Origin of the sequence: Streptomyces roseirectus (assembly GCF_014489635.1) — a bacterium.
Classification (GTDB): Bacteria; Actinomycetota; Actinomycetes; order Streptomycetales; family Streptomycetaceae; genus Streptomyces; species Streptomyces roseirectus.
In genome coordinates, this window is sequence record NZ_CP060828.1 from 4,865,525 (window position 1) to 4,884,261 (window position 18,737).

Annotated in this window: 16 protein-coding genes; 10 read left to right on the forward strand and 6 right to left on the reverse strand. The window is 68.4% G+C overall.

Translation table 11 applies throughout. The annotated features are described in order from the left end of the window. Nucleotides 1-13: 13 nt before the first annotated feature. From IAG44_RS20410 to IAG44_RS20430, 5 genes are all read right to left on the reverse strand, one after another. Nucleotides 14-1,384 carry a hypothetical protein gene (locus IAG44_RS20410; protein ID WP_187748525.1) on the reverse strand — a complete coding sequence of 457 codons (1,371 nt, stop codon included), beginning with the start codon at nt 1,382-1,384 and terminating at the stop codon, nt 14-16. Further along, a complete protein-coding gene (locus IAG44_RS20415; RefSeq protein WP_187748526.1) occupies nt 1,384-2,139 on the reverse strand; it encodes a hypothetical protein in 756 nt (251 codons plus the stop codon). Before IAG44_RS20415 ends, IAG44_RS20410 begins: the two co-directional genes overlap by 1 nt. Nucleotides 2,140-2,150: 11 nt before the next feature. After that, nucleotides 2,151-2,714 (reverse strand): hypothetical protein, encoded by a 564-nt coding sequence (locus IAG44_RS20420; protein WP_187748527.1) that lies wholly within the window; start codon nt 2,712-2,714, stop codon nt 2,151-2,153. Between the two features lie 110 nt (nt 2,715-2,824). Further along, nucleotides 2,825-3,124, reverse strand: a complete 300-nt coding sequence (locus IAG44_RS20425; protein WP_187748528.1) for a hypothetical protein — start codon at nt 3,122-3,124, stop codon at nt 2,825-2,827. A gap of 71 nt (nt 3,125-3,195) precedes the next feature. Next, nucleotides 3,196-3,705 (reverse strand): nucleoside-diphosphate kinase, encoded by a 510-nt coding sequence (locus IAG44_RS20430; RefSeq protein WP_187748529.1) that lies wholly within the window; start codon nt 3,703-3,705, stop codon nt 3,196-3,198. A gap of 575 nt (nt 3,706-4,280) precedes the next feature. Between IAG44_RS20430 and IAG44_RS20435 the strand changes: the two genes are divergently transcribed. The 10 genes from IAG44_RS20435 (at nt 4,281) to IAG44_RS20480 (ending at nt 12,978) form a co-directional block, all read left to right on the forward strand. Continuing rightward, nucleotides 4,281-4,679, forward strand: coding sequence for a hypothetical protein (locus IAG44_RS20435; protein ID WP_187748530.1), 399 nt, complete (start codon nt 4,281-4,283; stop codon nt 4,677-4,679). After that, nucleotides 4,676-5,353, forward strand: a complete 678-nt coding sequence (locus tag IAG44_RS20440) for a DUF6875 domain-containing protein (RefSeq protein ID WP_187748531.1) — start codon at nt 4,676-4,678, stop codon at nt 5,351-5,353. The genes IAG44_RS20435 and IAG44_RS20440 overlap by 4 nt, the downstream gene beginning before the upstream one ends. After that, the gene (locus IAG44_RS20445; protein ID WP_187748532.1) at nt 5,284-6,126 is read left to right on the forward strand and encodes a serine/threonine-protein kinase; all 843 of its coding nucleotides are present in this window, start codon (nt 5,284-5,286) and stop codon (nt 6,124-6,126) included. Before IAG44_RS20440 ends, IAG44_RS20445 begins: the two co-directional genes overlap by 70 nt. Next, nucleotides 6,123-6,578, forward strand: a complete 456-nt coding sequence (locus IAG44_RS20450; protein WP_187748533.1) for a GNAT family N-acetyltransferase — start codon at nt 6,123-6,125, stop codon at nt 6,576-6,578. The genes IAG44_RS20445 and IAG44_RS20450 overlap by 4 nt, the downstream gene beginning before the upstream one ends. A 322-nt stretch (nt 6,579-6,900) precedes the next feature. Further along, nucleotides 6,901-8,139 (forward strand): helix-turn-helix domain-containing protein, encoded by a 1,239-nt coding sequence (locus IAG44_RS20455; protein ID WP_187748534.1) that lies wholly within the window; start codon nt 6,901-6,903, stop codon nt 8,137-8,139. A gap of 108 nt (nt 8,140-8,247) precedes the next feature. Next, nucleotides 8,248-8,688 (forward strand): hypothetical protein, encoded by a 441-nt coding sequence (locus IAG44_RS20460; protein ID WP_187748535.1) that lies wholly within the window; start codon nt 8,248-8,250, stop codon nt 8,686-8,688. Continuing rightward, entirely contained in the window at nt 8,688-8,882 is a 195-nt protein-coding gene (locus IAG44_RS20465; protein ID WP_187748536.1) for a hypothetical protein, read from the forward strand. The genes IAG44_RS20460 and IAG44_RS20465 overlap by 1 nt, the downstream gene beginning before the upstream one ends. Nucleotides 8,883-8,999: 117 nt before the next feature. Next, nucleotides 9,000-10,001: a hypothetical protein gene (locus IAG44_RS20470; RefSeq protein WP_187748537.1), complete on the forward strand. Its 1,002-nt coding sequence runs from the start codon at nt 9,000-9,002 to the stop codon at nt 9,999-10,001. After that, a complete protein-coding gene (locus tag IAG44_RS20475) occupies nt 9,998-11,575 on the forward strand; it encodes an amino acid permease (protein ID WP_425508460.1) in 1,578 nt (525 codons plus the stop codon). Before IAG44_RS20470 ends, IAG44_RS20475 begins: the two co-directional genes overlap by 4 nt. Further along, nucleotides 11,575-12,978: a glutamine synthetase family protein gene (locus IAG44_RS20480; RefSeq protein ID WP_187748539.1), complete on the forward strand. Its 1,404-nt coding sequence runs from the start codon at nt 11,575-11,577 to the stop codon at nt 12,976-12,978. Before IAG44_RS20475 ends, IAG44_RS20480 begins: the two co-directional genes overlap by 1 nt. A gap of 1,159 nt (nt 12,979-14,137) precedes the next feature. Here IAG44_RS20480 and mobF read toward each other — a convergent pair. Further along, nucleotides 14,138-18,535 carry a MobF family relaxase gene (gene mobF, locus IAG44_RS20485; protein ID WP_246561933.1) on the reverse strand — a complete coding sequence of 1,466 codons (4,398 nt, stop codon included), beginning with the start codon at nt 18,533-18,535 and terminating at the stop codon, nt 14,138-14,140. Nucleotides 18,536-18,737: the final 202 nt, after the last annotated feature.

Below are 18,737 nucleotides of genomic sequence, written 5' to 3' on the forward strand. Positions count from 1 at the left end.
GTCTCCTTGTGGGTCACGTCCCGGCCAGGGTGCGGCTGTTGCGCATGAGGGTGTGCTTGATGTCGACGAGACGCGGGGCGATCGTGAGGTCTAGCTGCTGGACGGGGTGGAGTCGTCCAGCGTCGTCCTGTTCGGCTCGCCAGACCCGGTAAGCGAGGTCGGGGTAGGCGGGGTTGATGCCGATCTCGCCCTTGGGGATCGTCCCGTTGAAGGGGGTGACGATGTCCATGTGGTTCCAGTAGTTCCACGCCTGGAGCGCCTTGTGCTGGTCGAAGTAGAAGTAGAAGTGCGGGTAGCGGCCGAAGGTCCGCAGCTCGCGGTGGATGAGGTGGCCCAGGAGGGGGCCGAGGTGGGTGGCGAGGCTGTCGAACTCCCAGCGGGTGTGCCGCCATTCCTCCGGCGTCTGGCCGGGGGTGAAGAGGCGGGCGGCGATGAGGTGGCTGACGCGCTCGGTGAGATGGCGGCGGGCGTGCTGGGGGTCGATCGTCGGGTCGACCTGGGCGAGGAGGGTGTCGAACCGGGCGGGCGGGGGACGGAACTTGGCAAGGTCGAACGTGCCGGCCATGGCCAGCTCGGAGGAGAAGATCAGGTCCTTGTAGAGCCGGTTGTTGAACTCTCCGAGTTCCGCGAGGCGTTGAGTTTCGGCGCTGGTGGAGTACAGCATCAGGTACTCGGCCAGGGCCTCGAAGTACACGTACCCGAGGATCGGCAGGCGCGGGATCGCCGAGTCGAGCAGCCCCAGGAACAGCTCGGGGTCGACGGTGGTCTGCGCGTGGGCGACCGCGGAGGCGAGGGCGAGGAACCCGACGGAGTTCTTCGTCCGGCTGGTGATCGTCTCTCGGAGCTGGTGGCGTTCGATCTTGGAGAGGAGGTATTCGAGGAGGCTGTAGATCCGCAGGTGGATCGCGCCGAGGCGCAGGTAGTCGATGCCGGCGAGGCCGCGGTACGCCTGGTGCGGGACGTCGATCTCGAAGACCAGCGGTGTCGGTGTCGCGCCGGGCCGTCCGACGCGTCTCAGGAACGCGGGGGCCTCGCGGTTGAGGACGTACCCGGCGAGGTTGTGCATCCGCAGCCCCTCGCCGGTGGGAGTGAGCGGGGCGCAGTAGATGCTGCCGACGAGACATCCGCCCGAGGGGTAGAGGACCCCGTGTTCGCTGATCTCCTCCAGAGCATGGGTGACGTGCAGGAGATGCAGGGTGGTGTTGTTGCTGAGGGCGTCGAAGAGGGCGTTGCTGTGCAACAGGGCGCCGTTGGGGGCCTCTTCAGCGAGCCGGGTCTCCCACGCGGCCGTCGGCCCTGAGCTTTCAGCAGCGCCGGGGAGGACGGAGGCGCCGTAGAACTCGTGGGCGTCGGCCCATAAGTGGTACGCGTCGAGGAAGTCCATCAGATCAACTCCCGCCGTGCGAACGCTTTCAGGACGGCGGTCGTGCTGTCGGTGCCCGTGACGTGGTCGGCCTCGGACCACAGCACGAGGTCGAAGGCGACGGCCATCAGCTCCTCGAAGGCGTCCACGCGCACGTGCCGGGCGTCCGGCCACCACGTGAGTTTCGGCAGCCGGTACCGGTCGAGCGCGTCGGCCGCCTTCACCACGTCGGCGATCACCCGGGCTCCCGCGTAGTCCGCTTCGTCGTCCGGCGTGAAGTCCGGGTACGGCACCTCGTGCAGCCGCACCGAGACGGCGGCCTGCCGCACGGCCGCCGGAGTCATCTCCAGCCGGAAGCGCCCCCACACGTCCTCGGCGTTAACCGTCAGCCAGCGCGCGGCACGCGCGCCGTGTCCCCGGTCGTCCTGGTCATGAAGGCGCCGGCAGTCGTGCACGGCCGCGGCGACGATCGCCGTGGTGACGTCCGTCTCGTCGAGGCCGACGGCCTGCGCGAGGAGCGCGGCGAGCGCGGCCGTACGCATCCCGTGCCGCACACCGTGGAGGGAATCGTGCAGCCGGGGCTCCGCGAGCCACGCCACGGGCATCGCCGTACGCACGAGAAGCCGCCGGGCAGCAGGGCCCAACCTCGGTGTGCCGTCCGTGAGTTCGTCGGGCCGGTGTTCCGCGATCCACCGCACTGTGGCGGCATCGGTGAACTGATGCCGGGGGAGCTGCTTGCGCGCCGCCAGCTCCACCAGGCTCGGGGTCGTACTCATCCGCGCCCCCGTCACGACTCGGCGTCGGAGTTCTGCCGCGCGGATTCGAACGCGGCCGTGAACTCGGCGAGTTCACTCTCACTCATCAGGATGACGTCCAGCTCGCGGGCGACGGCCGCGATGCGCTCGTGCGCCGCCATCACCTCGGCCGGGCTCGGCTCGTCGTCGAGAAGCACCTCGAACTCGGCGTGGTACCCCCACGCCTCGCTCCACTTCACGGCGATCTCGACGCCGCCGAAGCGGAAGTTGCGGCGCGCGTTGTACGCCTCGTGCATCGTGCTCTCGAAGCCCAGCGCGTTGAAGATCCGCACGGCGGCGGCGATGTCGTCGCGCCCGATGGGGATCTCCGTCTCCGGGAAGGCCGCGCCCTGGCCTATCTTGCCGCCCTTGAGGGTGATCTTCCCGGTGTCGGTGGTGATGTTGTCGGTGACCTTCAGCAACTGGTCGGGCAGCACGTAGAAGTAGATGTACTTGTCGTCGTGCCCCAGGTCATCGCCGTCGCGTTCCAGCCGGGCGACGAGCCGTTCGTGGACTTCCTGGCTGAAGCGGGCGCGCATCTCGATCTCGACAGGCACGGAAACCTCCTTGTTTCGGGCATGGGTGACCCGCCCGGACCGGCCAGGGGTGGGGCCTGGCGGTCCGGCGGGTGGCGGTATTCGGATAGGGCGGCGCGGACGAGGGACTGTCAGGCGATGTCGCCGAACCGGTCCCGTACGACGCCGTCGTGCAGGTAGTTCGGGAGCGGCACCCCGCCCACCGACACGCGCCGGGTGGCGACCTGCTCCAGGGTGTCGCTGGGGAACCCCTCCAGCAGGCGCAGGCACTGCTGTACCCACTCACGCGAGGTGTTCCACTCGGCTGCGTCGCGGTACCGGACCGCCAACGCGTACGCCGTCTCGGCCGCCGTCCAGCGGTCGGTGCCCAACTCCCGCTGGAAGCAGGTCTCCAGCTCCTCGACGGAAGCGACGCGGGTTTCGCTGGTCATGGTGCCCTCTCTCATCCGGTGGTCCCGGTGGTGTTCAACGCGGCGACGGCCCGCCGGTGACGAGACGGCCGTCAGTAGGTGAAGAGCTCGGCGAGGGTCCGGTAGTCGTGCAGCTCGTCCTTCTCGAACCAGAGCCCGACCTCCATCTCCGCCTCCTCCTTGTTGCCCGACGCGTGCACGAGGTTGGCGACCGCCTTGCCGGAGGCCGCGCTGGCGGCCCGGCTGTAGTGGGAGTAGTCGCCGCGGATCGTGCCGGCGGGGGCCTCGTTGGGGTAGGTGCTGCCGACGATCTTCCGCACGGTGGCCACCGCGTCCGCGCCCTCCAGCACCAGCGCGATGACCGGACTCTGCTGCATGAACGTCGCGGTGAGGTTGTAGACCTCGGGGCCGAGCCGTTCTTCGAGGTCGAAGTAGTGCTTGCGCGTGAACTCGGCGTCCATCTGCTTCATCTTGACGCCAATGATCTTCAGTGCCGCGTCCTCGAACCGGGAGATGATCTTCCCGGCGTAGCCACGTACCATCGCGTCCGGCTTCAGCAGTACGAGGGTGCGCTCCACCGGGTGTTCCTGCTCCTGGGTCATCGGTTCCCTTTCAGCTTTCAGGCAAGCGATATGACGGACTTTCAGCTTGTCATCGACCCGAGATCACCGGGACCGGATTAGGCCCTCCGGGGCCGAGCGGAAATCGAAAATCCCTGGATGAGCCCATCAGCCACGCAGGGCCACATGATCCCCACGATGCGGCCCTGCGTGGCCGTGCAGTGAGGCTCCCACTCGGCACGGCCCGTGAACGGACAGACTGTCCGCGTGCTTCTCACGCGATTCACCGCGCGAGGTGCATGCATGTGATACGGGGTCAACTTCGTTGTGTGTAACGGCAGTTGAATCTCAAACGAAACCTCGCTCCTCCGACTGAGCAGCGCACCACGCCGGTCTGTCAAGGCTTCCCGCACCCGAACGTGCGGACAACTTGTCCGCGCACCGGCCCTCGCGGACTGGAAGGGTCCTTGGCCGACGGGGTGGCGATCTTCCTGGCGGCGCCGCGAGCCGTCCGGAAAGTCGGTGCCGCTTTCACCTCGTCGAGTGCCGGGAACCGCCACGAGCGGTTCCCGGCACCCCCGTCCATAAACGCTCCCGTCAGATGAGAGGAGTCCGGCGTGCTTTCCACAGAAACCCCCGCGAGGACCGAGCTGGGCAGGTTCTTCGAGGTCTCGGCCCGGCAGTTCGCCACCGAGCAGCCCACACCGAAGATGTTCTCGGCCGCGGTCGACGCCGAGTGGCACCGCTTCCTGAACGACCCCGGGTACGCGGAGTTCTGCGCTCAGCACGCGGGTCAGTTGGTCGGTCACGTCGAGGCCAAGGGTGTCGGCAAGATCTCGTGGGTCGGCGCCTACGAGGAGATGTTCGGCCCGCTGCCGGAGGTGTGGTTCACCGACGCCGACGGCGTGCTCGACGAACAGGCCCTGGCGCGCTACCGGGAGAGCGGCGAGGTACGCGCCGAGTGGGACTGCACGCCCCTTCCCGGTGGCGAAGTCGTGCCGTCCGTTGCCGGATGACGACCGGCCCACGAACAGGAGCGCCCCGGACCCCCGCCGGGGCGCTCCGCCTCGTCGAGGCGCAGACCGCCGAGCCGCGCGCGGTGGACATCTCGGGGTACGTGGACGCGGTGTCGGCGCACTGCCCCTACCTCGCGCCGTCGGTACGTCGCGGTCTGACGATGTGGACGGTCTACGAAGTCACCAGCGACGACCGTGAGTTCGTCGAGGCGGGCCTGTTCCACGCCGGCGTGCAGGCGGCGGAGTGGGTCCGCCCGCTCGCGGCCCGTCCGCACGGCGCCCTGGTGTGCGAGAACGTCGTCCTCCTCGGAGACACCATCGCGGGCCGTCTCCTGGACTGGCCCCACTGGGCGCTGAAGCACCTGTACGGGCCCGTCGGCCTCATGGTCGGCAAGTTCCACCACGGCGAGGAACGGCACGATCGTGAGGACCGCCCCATCCCTCCTCCGCCGTACTCGTTCCTCCCCGTCCGCCCAGCCGTCCGCGCCCGTGACCCACGTTTTCTGGCGGACACACCCGATCTCGCGGACGCCCTCGCCGTCGCGGAGGACGATGGACGCGACGTCTTCGCGCAGCTCTCTCCCGATTGGCAGGCGGTAAAGGCATGGTCGCGTTCCCTCCTTGTCCCTCCGAGGCCCGCGCGGCAGCGGAAGCCGCCTGCGGAGGCCCGGTAGAGCTGAAGGAGCTGACGAACCGGCGGGGTTCGGCCGTCTGGAAGGCCACCGGCCCCACCCGCGCGGTCGCGGTGAAGACCGGCTACGACGACGGCGTGAGCGTCACGGTCCGGGAAGCGGCGATGCTGACGGCCCTCCCCGGCCACGAGGTGACCGCCGGCCGGTACGACGACGGGGCGTGGCTGGTCACGCCCTGGCACGACGGCCCCTCGACCTGGAAGACCTTCACGGCGGCGCGAGCGGGCGACGGCGACCGGAAGCCTGCCCTCCGCGCGGCCGTCGAACTGTGCCGGGCCGTCGCCGACCTGCACGCCTCCGGCTGGATCCACGCCGACCTCCAGCCCGCCCACGGCATCCACACCCCCGTCGGCGTCCGCCTCATCGACTTCGCCTGGTCCCGCCCAGAACCCCACGGCGCCGTCGACGGCTACCGGGGCGGCATCGTGCACCTGATGGCCCCCGAACTCGCCGTCGCCGCCCGCGACAAGCAACCGGTCCTGGCCACCCGGCACAGCGACGCGTACGCCCTGGCGGGAGCCCTGTGGACCTGCGCGTCGGGAGCCTGGCCCCTGGACTACGAGGCCGCGGGCCTCGACCGGCAGGCCGCAGGCCAGGACGGCATCCGCGACGCCATCGCCGACGGCGGCATCCCCCTGTCCCCGCCCACCTGGCCCGAGTTCCACAACGCCCTGCGCCCCGCGCTCACCGCGCTTCCCGAACACCGCCCGACAGCCGTGGAGTTGGCGCAGGTCCTGCTCAACGTTCAGGCGTGATCTCCCTCCGCGAGCTACGCCCGGACGACGCGCCCTCCCTCCAGCGCGTCTACAGCGAGCCGTCCGTGCGTCACCTGCCGAGACCAGCCATGACCTCCGCCTCGGCAGCCGCATGGCTTACGGCACACGCGGCCCAACAACGCGCGCTACCAAGGGTGTTGTACTGCTTCGGCATCGACGACACCGAGGACCTGATCGGCGTGGTCAAACTCCGCTCCGACGGGACGACCGCGGCCCTCAGCTACATCCTCCGCCCCGACGCCTGGGGCCACGGCCACGCGACCACGGCGGTGACCCTCATGCTCGGCTACGCGGCAACGGTCCTGCGCCTGACCTCGGTCACCGCCAAACACCACCCCGACAACCACGCGTCAGCACGGGTCCTGGCCAAAACCGGCTTCACGCGTACCGCCCGCTCCACGACGGCCGTCACCTACATCCGGCCGCTCTGAACGACCACTGTGTGTAGCCGAATTGAGCTTGTCGGCCGCGAGGGCAGGCCGGAGATGCAGACAATCTGTCCGTAGGCAGTTTCTCGCAGCCCCTTGACTACCGGCGTGCGAACCTTTCCTAAAACTGACCTATTTCACACTAATAGCACCGCTTTAACTGCTTCGCGAACAAGCGATGTGAGCCCTCTCCTCGGCATCCACAACCTCCGCCCGCCCGGCGCCCCGCTGTCGATCCCGTTAACGCTCGGCAACCATGGACACGGGACAACCCCCTTTCCGTACCCTGATTCGAGTCCTCCATCGCGAAGGGATAGATCCACCGATGAGTGAAAACCTGACGCTGGGCGCCCACCTCCGTACGGCACGCAAGACGAGGCAGCTGTCCGCCGCCCAGCTGGGGCAGAAGGTCGCCGTCTCCCCGAGCTACATACAGAAGTTGGAGTCCGGCGCGCGGAAGGCTTCACCGTCGCTGATCCTGGCGCTCGCCAAGGCGCTGCGCTTCGGCCCGGAGGTCCTGACCGGCCAGCCGTACTACGGGGAGCCGGAAGCGGAGGACCGCGTCCACGCCGTCATCCCCGAACTCCGCCGCCTGCTGCTCTGCTACGACAGCCCCGACGACCTTGAGATCGAGCCCCGGTCGCTCGCCGTGCTCGCCTCGGAGGTCGACCAGGTGACGACGCTGCGCCGCGACGCCCGGTACGCGCCGATGGGCCCCCTGCTGCCGCCGATCATCACCGAACTCACGCACGTGGCCCTCAACAGCCGGGGGGAGGAGCGGAGCAAGGCGTTCTGGCACCTCGCCCGCGTCTACCGCGCCGTGAACTCCCTGGCGCACAAGATGGGTCACCACGACCTGTCCAGCACGGCACTGGAGCGGGTCCGCTGGGCGGCAGACCGCTCCGAGGACCCCCTGATGCAGTTCACGGCCGGCTACCTGGTCTCGGGCGCGATGCTCCGCCAGGGCGCCTACACGACAGCCCGCCGCAAACTCCTGCACCTGCGCACCGAGTTGGAACGGCTCCAGCCCGAGCGCTCGTTCTCGGACGACGCCCTCGCGATCGACGGCGCGCTGCTGCTGAAGCTGGCGGTCCTGGAGGCGCGGGAGAACAACGCGGACCGCGCGGACGCGTACCTGCGGGAGGCCGAGCAGGTGGCGGCGCTGGCGGGCAACAGGGACTCGCTGGCGTACGAGATGTCCTTCGGTCCGACGAACATCCGCATCCACGAGGTTCACGCGATGATCGACATGGGCGACACCGAGCAGGCACTCGCCCGGCTCACCGAGTGGGCTCCGGCCTCCGGCGGCGAGTGGACGCCGCCGGTGACGACCGTCGGGGAGCGGTCGAGCCACCACTTCATCGACGTGGCGTCCGCGAAGCTGGCCGTCGGGGACAGGGCCGGCTCCTTCGCCGACCTCAAGCGCGCGCGAAAGGTCGCCCCGAACCACACCCGGTTCCACCCGTCCGTCCGGGAGACGACGGCGGCACTGCTCAGGGTGGAGTCGCACCCGTCCAACGAGCTGTCGACATTTGCGAGTTGGACCGGCCTAAGCCCAACGTGACTGTTTGTCAAGGCCCTTGGCGAGCAGACCCCACGGACAATCTGTCCGCGCACCGAACTCGCTGAATGGAATGGTCTCTTCACACATAGTGGTGAGGAGGCCATTTCCATGTCCGACGTCAATCCCGCGCCCCACGCCCGTCCGCCGCGCTGGATGCCCATCGGCGAAGAGTCCGAACTGTGCTCCGTGGGCGTGTGGTGGGACGTCGTCCGTGCCGAGGAAGCCGTGGGAAGCCGCGCGATCGAAATCCTCCGCGCACGCAACGAACCCCTCGGCCCGGTGATCATGGATTTCGGCGGTGCGGAGCCCCGGCTGTACTTCCTCGTCCCCGTGGGCACGGCGTCGACCTGGAGCGAGCCGGGGACGGTCGCCCTCGGCCAGAACTGCCACGTCGTCGTACCGCCCGCCGACACCACGAAGCCGCCGGGGATGCACTGGTACGTCCCCGCGAGCGGCCCCCGGACGCTGACCCTGCCCCCGGCACTGCGCCGCGCACTGATCCAGGCGCGCGGTGAGCAGCGCGGTACGGCGGAGGAGACGGCCCCCTGATGTCCCTGAACATCTCCTTCGCGCTGCTGTTCGGGGTCATCGTGGTCGTCCTGATCCGGGGGAACTCGGTGAAGGCCGGCCCCGCGATCACCTGCGTGCTCTTCGGGTTCTTCCTCGCGAGCAGTTCCCTGGCCCCGAGCATCGGCAACCTCGTGACCGGCGTCGCCGACGCGATCAGCCAGATCCGCCTCTGACACCCCTCCCCCCTGCCCGAGGTCCCCCATGACATCGACGTCCGAATCCGCCCGTCAGGCACCACTGCCCGTTGCGCCGCGCCGCCTCCGCTGCTCTCATCAGGGGAAGGCACGCTGATGCGCTTCGTGTACCACCCGGCCGGCCACGACGACGCGTTGCGCGTGGCCCTCGTCGAGCTGGAGGCGGGCCGTTGGAGAACGGCACGGCAACTGCTGCTGGCCACCGGAACTCACTGGGCACTGCGGACGTCACGCACACAGCTCCTGGCCGTGGCCGCCGCGCGGTCGGACGTGGTCGGCGTGTGGCTGCACGAAGAGCCCCACCACTACGACGCCCACCTCATGGACGCCCGTGTCGCGGTCGAACGTGCTCTGCGCGCGCACCGTCAACGGCACGCACACACTTGGGAGTTCGAGGCGGAGGCCCGGCGCAGGGTCCTGGCGGCGTCCCGCCGCGCACCGCACGATCCCGTGCCCTGGGTGTGCCTCCTCGCGCTGGCCCAGATCGACACACGCCAGCAGTACCACGAACACCGCATCCCCGCTCCCGAGTTGATGATGCCCTCCGGGCCGTGGGGACTCCTCGACCAGGTCAATCAGCGCGACCCCTACAACCGCGAGGCGTACCACCGGCTGATGCAGTTCTTCCTCGCCCGCGAGGCCCCTTGGGCCGCCTCCCAGGCCGCGGTCTTCGACCTCGGCCGCAGCCTGGTCTCCCAACAGCCCGTCGGATCACCGCTGTTGCTCCTCCCCGCGTACGCGCTCGTCGAACAGCGGCGGCACTCCCGAGGGGATCTCCTGTGGCGCCGCCAGTGGGCGGAAACGCCGATAATCGCCTACACCCTGAACGCCTTCCACCACTGGTTCCACCAGACGTCCCCCATCATGCGGTCGGTCGCCGACCTGAGCCTTCTCGCCTACGCCCTGTGGGCCGGCACCAAGTACCAGGAAGCCGCCGAGGTGTTCGCGGCCTTGGATCCCTACGCGTCCCGCGAACCCTGGGCAACCGTGCACGACCAAGCTGCGGGACCCAATACCGGCGAAGCACTGCTCCGGCGCGCCCACGCGGAATCCCTCGCCTACGCGCGCCGGAAGGCACGCGCCGGGCCGTCCTCATGACACCCGCTCTCCATTGGCATGAACCTGACCATCCGCTTATTTCTCTCGACCCCGGAGGTAGACCTGTGAGTCCCAACCGCCATGTGGCACACCGAAAGTCCGATGACGCCTACCTGAGAGAGCTGGGCTATAAGCCCGTCCTCGCGCGGAGGATGGGCCCCTTCGGGAACTTCGCGATCAGCTTCAGCGTGATCAGCGTCCTGAGCGGCTGCATGACCTTGTACGGGTTCGGGATGAACACCGGCGGCCCCGCAGTGATGCTGTGGGGCTGGGTCGCCGTCGGCGCGATGGTGATGTTCGTCGGCGCCGGGCTGGCCGAGGTGACCTCGGCGTACCCGACGTCGGGCGCCCTGTACTACCAGGCGGAACAGCTCGGCGGCCGGAAGTGGGGCTGGTACACGGGCTGGCTCAACCTGCTGGGCCTGCTCGGTGCGATCGCCGGCATCGACTACGGCGCGGCCCTGTTCACGGGGGCGTTCCTCAACCTCCAGTGGGGGATCACACCGACGCCGGGAAAGATCATGGTGATCTTCCTGTGCATCCTCGCCCTGCACCTGACGCTGAACTGGTTCGGGGTGCGGCTGGTCAGCATCCTCAACAGCATCAGCGTGTGGTGGCACGTCGGCGGCGTCCTCGTCATCGTCGGCACGCTCGCTGTCGTCCCCTCCCACCACCAGTCACCGCAGTTCGTTTTCGGGGAGTTCGTCAACAACACCGGCTGGAGCAGCCCCGTCTACGTCGCGCTCCTCGGCCTGCTCCTGGCGCAGTACACGTTCAGCGGCTACGACGCCTCCGCGCACCTGAGCGAGGAGACCACCGACGCCCAGGTCTCCGCCTCGCGCGGCATCATCCACGCGATCGGCTGGTCGTGGCTGGCCGGGTTCGTCCTGCTCGCGGGGCTGACCTTCGCGATCCAGGACTACGCGGGCACCGTCGGGAGCGCGACGGGGGTTCCGCCGGCGCAGATCTTCCTCGACGCCCTCGGCCTCACCGGGGCCAAGCTGCTGCTCCTGGTCGTGATCGTCGCCCAACTGTGCTGCGGCAACGCCGAGACGGCCGCCGCGTCGAGGATGGTGTTCGCGTTCTCCCGTGACGGCGCCCTGCCGGGCTCGGCGCTGTGGCGGGACATCGACTCCCGGACCGGGACCCCGCGCAAGGCCGTGCTCCTCGCCGTCGTCTGCGCCGCCCTCCTCGCCCTGCCCAGCCTCTACAGCCCCGTCGCCTACGCGGCGATCACCAGCATCAACGTCATCGGCATCACCCCCGCCTACGCGATCCCGATCTTCCTGCGCGTCAAGAACCGGGACCGCTTCCGGCCCGGCCCGTGGAACCTCGGCAGCTGGGGCGTGATCGTCGGCGTCGTCGCGGTGATGTGGGTGGTGTTCGTGACCGTCCTGTTCTGCCTCCCCCAGACCGCCCCAGTCTCCGTCGACACCTTCAACTACGCACCCGTCGCCCTGGCCGTCGTCCTGCTCCTGGCCTCGGTCTGGTGGCGCAAGCAGGGCAGCTCCTACGAGGTCCCGGCCCACAGCTCCGACCGCTCGGCGTCGGCCTACGAGGAAGAAGTCGTGTGATGACGATCAACAACACCCCCACAACGAACGGCAGTTCCGCGACCGTCCCCGAAGCGAGCGGGCGCTCCGGGAAGGGAATCTCCCTCACGGACCTGCGCAACCTCGTGAAGGCAGACACGATCGACACCGTGTCCCTCGCCCTCCCCGACCTCCAGGGGCGGCTGAAGGGCAAGCTGTACGGCGCCCAGCACTTCCTCAACCAGATCGCGGACCACGGCGCCGACATGTGCGCCTACCTCCTCGCCACCGACGTCGACATGAACCCGGCGGACGGCTTCGCCCTGACCTCCTGGACGACCGGCTACCAGGACCTCCGCGTACGCCCCGACCTCACGACCCTGCGGATGATCCCGTGGCAGCCGGGCACCGCGATCGTCCTCGGCGACGCCCTCAACCCCGACGGAACCCTCCTCGACATCGCGCCCCGCCAGATCCTCCAGCACCAGCTGTCCCGCCTGGCCCGCCACGGCCTGCACCCCAAGGTCGGCATCGAGACCGAGCTCGTCCTCTACCAGGGCACCAGCACGGCGGCCGGTGAAGCCGTGGGCCGCCCCCTGACGACCGACAACCTCGACTACGCCCTCGACCACTCCCCCCTCTTCAGCCGCTTCGCCCGACGACTCCAACGCGCCCTCGCGGGCGCCGGAATGCCCGTCGAGGCCATCAAGACGGAAGCAGGCCCCGGCCAGGTCGAAGTCACCTTCCCCTACGGCCCCGCCCTCCCCGCCTGCGACAACCACCTCCTCTTCAAACACGCAGTCCGCACCATCGCCGCCCGCACCCGCCTCACCCCCACCTTCATGGCCGCCCCCGAAACCGGCCGCGCCAACGGCCTCCACCTCCACATCTCCCTCTGGTCCCGCGACACGAACACCCTCAACGACACCGGCACCCTCTCCACCACCGGCCGCCACGCCATCGCCGGCCTCCTCACCGCCCTCCCCGAACTCGCCCCCTTCTACGCCCCCAACACCAACTCCTACAAACGCTTCACCCCCGACTCCTTCGCCCCCACCACCTTCACCTGGGGCCACGACAACCGCACCTGTGCCATCCGCGTCGTCGGCCACAACGACAGCCTCCACCTCGAAATCCGCGTCCCCGGAGCCGACGCCAACCCCTACCTCGCCCTCTCCGCCGCCCTCGCCTCCATCACCCACGGCATCGAGCAAGAACTCGACCCCGGCCCGCCGCAGACCGGCAACGCCTACACCGCCCCCGGCACCCCCGTCCCCTCCACCCTCCACGACGCCCTCGCCGACTTCGAGGACAGCGCCATCGCCCACGACACCTTCACTACCGAAGTCATCGAGCACTATGCCCACCTAGCCAAACTCGAACTCAACCACGAACGAACCCACGTCACCGACACCGAACGCCACCGCTGGCTGACCAGGGCCTGACACCGCGCTGTTCGACAAGCGCTTGGCCCTCGCGACCACCCACGCGAGGGCCTTAGTTATGAAACCCGGTAGCCGCCTAACAAAACCCCTCAGCATGTCCGACGAACGGCTGATTCGACAAGGAGGTCACCGAGAAACCCACACGAAGGAGTGCTATTGCTCGATCTTGCCGACACAGCATGTGATCCTTCGTAGATATTGATCCATCTGAGACGACAGAGGTGTGTATGCCGGACCCAGAGTTCCTGATGGAGAGCGTCACCACTGCACTTACCGCTCTACTGATGAGTGACGCCTACGCATACGTGCGTCCACGGCTGAGCGCACTCTTGGAATCACGCAGAAATTCGAGTCTCCGTATCGAAGATCTTGATTGCCTCCATGGGACAGATCCCGCAATCTTGCAGGGCACCGTGCAAGAACACGTTCAGCGCCTCGCCAACTCGGACGACCGCCTCCTACAGCAGCTCCGAGAGTCCTTGGTATCGCTGGAGACCGGAAGGTCATTCAACATCCACAACAACCAGTTCACCGGACCGACCCAGATGGGCGGTACTCAGATCATCAACATGCACTAGGCGAGACATGCAAAAGAACTTCGAAAACAACAGCGAAGAGGATTCTCAGAACAGAAGGGAACCCACCTCTCAGGATATTCATCACAACCTATTCCAAGCCCCGTCCACATTCGGCGGAATTCAGCAGAACAACTACTTTGCCGGTCAACCCGTCTTGGCAGGCGTCGGCCAAATTACGAGGCCCACTGAATCCTCACTGCCCTCACAAGTTTGGGCAGTGATCATGTCGATCTGGACACTCGCGTGCCCAGTGTTGGCCTGGGGAACTCAATTGGATTCCGACGGGGCGTCTCTCCCAGGACTAACAGTTTTCCTCCATCAATCCACGCCGTACATCTTGCTGCTAGGCTACGTTGCATCCCTTCTCGATGTGGCGATTTACGCCCTATATCAGCACTGGGCCGCGGCGCGGCGAGCGATTAATTTTCCAGTCAAATGGACGATGCGCCTATCTGCCATCGCCCTAGGGATCGCATTTATGGGACTACTCAAATTCCTGAACGGCCTATAGGTCTCGATGCAGGCCACACCGTTGACAGCAATTTATCCGACGGCCTCTATCTCTTGGGAGAGTACGGCGTTCAAAGTTCCTGAGCAGAGGGCGGGATATCTGATTCCAAGGTAGACAGGGAAGTGGAGTACGTCTCGCGGGCATGTGCTACCCCGGTCCCGCGCTGCCGCTCTCGGTTCAGCCTGCTGCCAGTACCATCTGGCTCAGAGCCGGTTCGGTTCTCCAACTCATGGCGAAGACGCTCTTCCCGGTGTACTGCCCCAGAAGCCATCCCTCGGGCCTTGGTCGCCTCACGTCGAAGCCGAACAGCAGCCTGCTCATCCTTCTCCTGAGCACCCTGCACCAGGGTCATAGAGTCACGCTGAAGTACCGCCGCACCCTCCAACACGCCCTCGTGTTCTCCGTCAGGTCCGGCGACAACAGCCCGCTCTCGAAGGCGGTTGTTCAACGCGTTCAGCTCTCCGGTCATCTGTGCCTCGTACGCGTGAACAGTGACGCGTTCAGCCTCGACGAGAACCCGTTCTTGCCCTCGTAGAACGGGACGTCCGAACCGACCAACGGCGGCCAATCGCTGATCAAGCTGGTGCAGTCGCTCACTTGCGTCCTCCTGGGCAGCGGTGTGCTGGGCCACGGCGTCGGTGATCGCGCGGACTTCACGGATCGCCTCCGCCCGGGTGAGGAGGTCGTGACGGTGTCGCTCGAAAGCGAGCACCGCCGGACCGGCCCCGGCTGCGGTTTGTTGTTCAGCGTGGGCGGCCTTGGCCTCCGCGCGGTCCGCTGCCGTTCGGGTGGTGCGGGTGGCGGTCGTGGCCTTGCGGATCGCGTCGCGCAGGGCGTTGTTGCTCAGGTGCGCGTACGGGCGGTTGGCGGTCGGCGCGGGGACCTCCGATGACGGGGACGGCGTTCTGCGGCTGCTCAGGTTCGCGGCCTCCGGCTCGGCATCGTCGTGGGAAGGCTCGGCGGCTCCGGGTGCTCGCGGGACAGGGAGATCGGCGACGGCCTCACGGATGTGCGCGGGAACGGCGGTCGACGGCAGCTCGGTGAGGATCATCCGCTCCTCGGTCCCGGACTCGATCTCGCGGATGAGCCCGGCGACCGCGCGGTCCAACTGCTCCCGCTCGCTCTCCGGTTCCCCCGCGCGGGCGCGGTCGGCGTCGCTCTCATAGACGGACAGCGGGAGGAAGAGGTGGGACTCCTTCTTGTCGCGGGACAGCATCGTGTAGAGCGCGTTCGCCTGCGCGCCGGGGCCGTAGACCAGGGCTTCCTGGACGCTGAGGCCCTGGCTCTTGTGGCCGGTGATGGCGTACCCGAGGCTGAGGCCGCCTTGCGCGATGTAGTCGGTGTCGACCCATTCGGCGTGGTCCCTGTGACCGTCGGGGGTCTTCTCCCGCCACTCGACAAGTACCCGCCGTTCGTCGTCGACGGCGCGGACGATCCCTCGGAAGCCGTTGAGGACGTCCTCGCTCGCGCCGCCCGTGCGCCTGGCCCGGTAGTCGTTGGCGCGCAGGAGGACCTGGTCGCCAATCGACAGGACGAGTTCGCCTCCGCCTGCGAGGGCGTAGGTGTGTTCGGGACCGGTGAGGTCGCCGCTGGCTTTGCGCAGGGCGCGGGCGCCGAGGTTGAGTTCGTCGACGATCTCGTTGGTCGCGGCGAGCATCAGCAACTGCTGGACGGCCGTGTGGTCGTCGTCGTAGGCGATCCGCTTGTCGGCCCAGACGGTGAGCATCGCCGCAAGCGTCTCGTCCTTGTCCGCAAGGGCATGGACGCGGCCGGTCGCGGCGAAGGTGCGCAGGGACTCCATGCGCTTGTCGTCGCGCCAGAGCTGGAGGGCGCGGCGTTCGACGGCGTCCTTCTGGCGGAAGTTCTCGGTGAGGGTGAGGCCGCCGACGAGGTGGTGGACGGCTGCGAAGTGGCCGCCGACGCCGGGTGAGTGGAGCTGTTTGGGGTCGCCGATGCCGACGACCTTCGTGCCGGTCTTCGCGGCGTGTGCGAGGAGTTCGGCGATGTCGCGGTCGTCGCACATGGCGGCTTCGTCGACGACCAGGACGTCCACGCCGGTGAGGCCGGGGCCGTCGGCGCGGATGCCGGTGAGCCAGGAGGCGAGGGTGCGGGAGGTGATGCCGGCTTCGGCCTTGAGGTTGGCGGCGGCGACGGCCGCCGTGCTCGCGCCCGCGACGACGAGTCCCTGTGCCTGCCACGCCTGGCGGGCGGCGTCCATGATGGTCGTCTTGCCCGCGCCCGCGACGCCGATCACGCCGTCGATGCCGTGCCCGGCGGTCAGGAGCCGATCGAGGACGGCGCGCTGTTCGCCGGAGAACGCGAAGCCCTGCTGGGCCTCGACTGCGGACAGGGTCATCTCGACGGTGTCGGTGCTGACCCGGGCGGTCTGTTCGCTGAGGCGGCGGGTCGTCTCGGTGACGATCAGGGTCTCGGCGGCGACGATGTCGGCCGTGGTGTAGCGGGCGGCGTGGGTGTAGTGCTGAGCGCCCTTGGGCTTGAGCTGGACCGCGTAACCGGCGTGCCGGAGTACCGCGTCGGTGAGGTGCTCGGCCTCGTCGGCGGTGCCGATGCCGTGGGGGAGGGCGTCGAGGACGGCCGCGATGGCGGCGGCGTGGGTGAACTCCTTGGAGTGCGCGGTGAGTCCGGTCTTCGGGTCGAAGACGAGCGCGCACAGCTCGTCCAGGTTCGGGTTCGACACCGGTGCGTCGTCGTGGACGGCGGCGGTCGTGATGGCGTCGGGGTCGTCTCCGGCGGCGCGACCCTCGGCCTGCCAGTACGCGCGCAGGACGTCGTCCGCGGCCCCCGCCGCCTCGCCGTTCTTCGCGGCCTTGGAGACGGCGGAGGCGGCGGTGCGTTCGCGCAGGGTGGCGCTGTCGTAGTCGAGTCCGAGGCGGGTGAGGAGTTCGCGGACCTGGCTGTCGCGCTTGCTGAAGAGGCGGATGGTGGGCTCGGGGATCGCGGCGATCTCCCAGGCGCCGGTACGTACTTCGCGGCGGAAACGGATGCCGTAGCGGTCGGCGAGTTCGCGTCGTACGCGGGCATTCATCAGGGCCTGCGTCGCGCGGGCGTGACGGTGCAGGTCACGGCCTCCGGCGGCGACGGTGGACCACTGTCCGTCAGTGCCCTTGACCATGTTGGCCAGGGTGAAGTGCAGGTGGAAGTGGGGATCGCCGTACGGCGCACCGCCGACCGGGCGCGCGGCGCGGTGGATCATCATCCAGCCGGAGAATCCGCTCGTGCCGATCGTGCGGGCCTCTTCGCCATCGCCGTGCCGGCCGCGCATCGCGTACGCCGTCCAGCGCTCCAGCGCGTCCACGGACTCGCGTCCCGCCGCGACGATGACGGATTCGACCTCGTCGGCCATCTCCTGCGGCGCGTAGGCCAGGAACACCGACTGCGACTTCGGGAGGTCCAGGGTGACGTCCGCGCCCCGGTTGCCGACCTCGACCCGGCCTTCCCGCTGGGCCGCCTTGATCTCCTCGGCGTCCCAGACCTCGGCGGGATCGAGGCCCGCGGCCTTGGCCATCGCGACGGCCTCGCGGACCGCCATCGGCAGGTCCCGCAGGCGCCGTCCGGCTTCGGCCTCGGTCTGGAGGTAGCGGCGTTTCATGGACGCGGAGTCGAAGAGGTCGGTGGGCTGCCGGCCCGTTTCGCGGGCCTTGTTCTGTACGGCGTGCAGGAGCGCGCGGGCGTCGAGGCGTCCGCCGGCCTCGGCGAGGAGGGCTTGCTCCAGGTGCTGTTCGCCGTACAGCTCGACGGCGTTGATGCCGGTCGCGTCGGCGAGGGTGATGAGGGTGGAGGCGGGGACCTTGTGGGCTTCGCCGAAGCGGAGGAGCTGGCGTTCCATCCGGCCGAAAGCGTCCTTCTTGCGCTTCGAGTCGAGCAGAGAGGCCGGTGTCACGCCGCGTTCGGCGGCGGTGCGGCGGATCGCGCGGACCAGGGGTGCGGCGGGGAGCTTCGCGGCGGGGGCGACGGCGAGTTTGGGCTCCACCAACGTCCGGCCTGTACGCGGGTCTTCGCCTCGCATCAGGCGGCGGGCCGCCGGGAACTGGTCGGGGGACAGCACGCTGCCGGGGGCGATGTCGAACTCCGTGAGGCCCTTGCCGATCCACACCAACGGGCGTTCGCTCGCGTCGAGGTGGTAGTCGACCTGGCCGTCGGCGGCGGGCGTGGGAAGAACCTCCTCGCCGTACAGCGTGCGGGCGTCGATACCGGCCGCTGCGGCGACTTCGACGGCGTCGAACCCGGCGAACCTCGCGGTCTTCGCGTTGCGTATCTGGGTGCGGGCGCGGAAGAACGCCTTCTTCGCCTCGGTCGCGCCGAGCAGCGCGGCGACGGAGGTTCCGGTCTCCTCGGCCTTGGCCTCGATGACGGCGATGAGCGGAGCGGCGTCGACGGTGGGCGCCTTCCCGCACCCGTGACCTCCGGTCAGGCGGTACTCGACCTGCCCGTCCGACGGACCGATCATCGTCACCCACCCCACCGGCCCGCCCACCTCCCGTTCAAGAACCGACCAGATCCGGTCATCTTGGCCAATTGTATCGTCGCGAAGCGACGATACCTTGGTCCTCTCTTTCCAAAAGGGCTGGTCAGAGTGCCTAAGCAGCACTCTGAAGGCTGGGGCTTTCCGGATGATCGCCATCGAACTGTTACCGCTGACGATGAGAGGC